The sequence below is a fragment of the Bradyrhizobium sp. genome (assembly GCF_049581145.1).
In the GTDB taxonomy this organism is placed as follows: Bacteria; Pseudomonadota; Alphaproteobacteria; order Rhizobiales; family Xanthobacteraceae; genus Bradyrhizobium.
Window position 1 is genome coordinate 1 of sequence record NZ_JBAURI010000946.1, and the last position, 2,032, is coordinate 2,032.

2 protein-coding genes are annotated in these 2,032 nt (G+C 59.7%); both read right to left on the reverse strand.

The genetic code is table 11. From position 1 onward, the window contains the following. Window positions 1-122: 122 nt before the first annotated feature. On the reverse strand, window positions 123-269 hold the full coding sequence (locus WCB02_RS30830) for a hypothetical protein (RefSeq protein WP_423964019.1): 147 nt from the start codon (window positions 267-269) through the stop codon (window positions 123-125). A gap of 49 nt (window positions 270-318) precedes the next feature. Next, window positions 319-1,533: a peptide antibiotic transporter SbmA gene (gene sbmA / locus WCB02_RS30835; protein WP_423964021.1), complete on the reverse strand. Its 1,215-nt coding sequence runs from the start codon at window positions 1,531-1,533 to the stop codon at window positions 319-321. Window positions 1,534-2,032: the final 499 nt, after the last annotated feature.

The window sequence follows — 2,032 nt, forward strand, 5'->3', positions numbered from 1 at the left end:
CCATCACGTGTCACGCCTGACGCTGCCGCGTCCACCGCATCCTGCCCCGCGTCTCTGGACGATCCGGAACGCCCCTCTGTGGGACAGGATGGCGGGACTATGCAGGTGATTTGGGGTGAGCGTCAAGGATAATTTCTGAAAATCGGAATGATGTTTGGATGATGCATAAATGGGGAAAGGGCGTTGAGACGTCCGTTTCGCGCGGTGCCGGCGGAGGCAAACTGCATCTTGTCCGCATTCGCCTTGGCGCAGGCGACGAATTGCTGCATCGAGCGGACCGGCAGGTCCTTTCACACGACCAGCACCAATGGACGCGGATCACGAGGCTGGGTCCTTTTGGGTCTCGATAGACGGCAGTGGCTCACCGTAGATCTCTGCCTCAAATCCCCGCAGCCGCTGATAGATCGAGATCAGTTCGACGATCGTGCTCCACGAATTGACGAGATACTGAAATGAGGTTCGCACTTGCGTGAACGCGTTGAGTATCTGGTTCATCGCGCCGAGGGTGATCTTGCCCGCCACGATCGTCGGCGCGAGCAGGACGTAAGGAAAGATGACGTCGGTCTGCAAATAGACGATCCGCCCGACATTGAAGTACATGAAGTTCAGATAGAGCCGGAAGTAATTCCTGCGAATGTCGCCAAACAGCACGCTCAATGTCGGCGGATCGGCGCGCGCCGGATCATCCTCGCCGAGCACGAGCTCCTTGCGATAGGCCGCTTCGACCCGCTGGTTGAGAAATTCGATTCTGGGCAGGCGGATGCCGATCAACGCGAGAACGCCGGTGCCCAGGATCGACCAGATGACCGCAGCGAACACCAGCGGATAGGGAATCGAGCCTACCAAAGGCAGATCCGTGACGTCGCTGGACAGCCTCATCAGAACCGGCAAGAAGGCCAGCAGCGTCAGCACCGCGCTGATGAGATTGACGCCCAGACCTTCCACGGTGCTGGCAAAGCGCATGGTGTCTTCCTGGACCCGCTGGGAGGCGCCTTCGATCGTGCGCAGCCGCGGCCAGTTGGCGGCATAGAAATCGTTCATCGCAGTGCGCCAGCGGAAGATGTAGTGGCTGACGAAGAAGCGCGTCAGCACGCCGACCACGACGGCCACGAGCGCGATGCCGGCAAAGGTCGACAATTCACTGTAGAACTGCCCGGTCGTGACCGGCGCTGACTTCGAAAGCGCGGCCTGGACGAGGTTGTAGAACGGTCCATACCAGCTATTGATCGCGACTGAGACCTCGACCTGAAAATAGGAGGTGAACAGGATCAGCCCGGAGCCGAGAATGGACCAGGTCGCCCAGGGGTGCGGGGCAAATAGCATCCATCCAGCCGCGAAGATCGCAACGGCGAGTGCAAAATAGAGATCGAACCACAAGTCCGGCGCCGACCAGAACGTGGCCAGCCCGACCTGGGCTTCCGGGCCTTGAACGAGATTGCTGGCAAACCCATACCAAACCGCCATTGCCAACGCCGTCCAAAGAATTGACGACGGAAAGAACAGATTTGGTCGGGGGAAGAATGAGACGAACATGCTCGCTGTCCTGATCGGCTTGGAACTTCAACTCGGAGAATGACCTCGCCGCGGGGGCGAACGGTGGGAACGGCTCGAGGTCGACGCCCGCCTCCCGCGTGTATCGGACCTTCTTCCCTTGGGAGATGTCCTGGAGCGCAGGCGGAAAACATGTCATCGAACGTCCGGGCGTAGCGGACGCCTGTCGTGCTGCCAAGACGACCACAACCATCCGGGCAAGACTACAAGTGTTTCGCTATTTCGCAAGCGCGGGTCCGATTCGTTTCGATTCGGCCCCTCATTCGCCCAACGACATCTCCGGGTACCCGCGGAAAGCCTGCTTTCCCACGCCGGCCGATGCGGAAGCTTGAGCTGACGCCTTCGTTTCTTATGATCAGGACTTCGGAAACGCTCTGCTAGTCGATGCTGATGCCGCTGGCCCTGATCAGCACCGCCCATTTCGCGATCTCGGCCTTCACGAAGCCGTCGAGATAGGCGGGCGTGGCGCGATCTTCCGCAA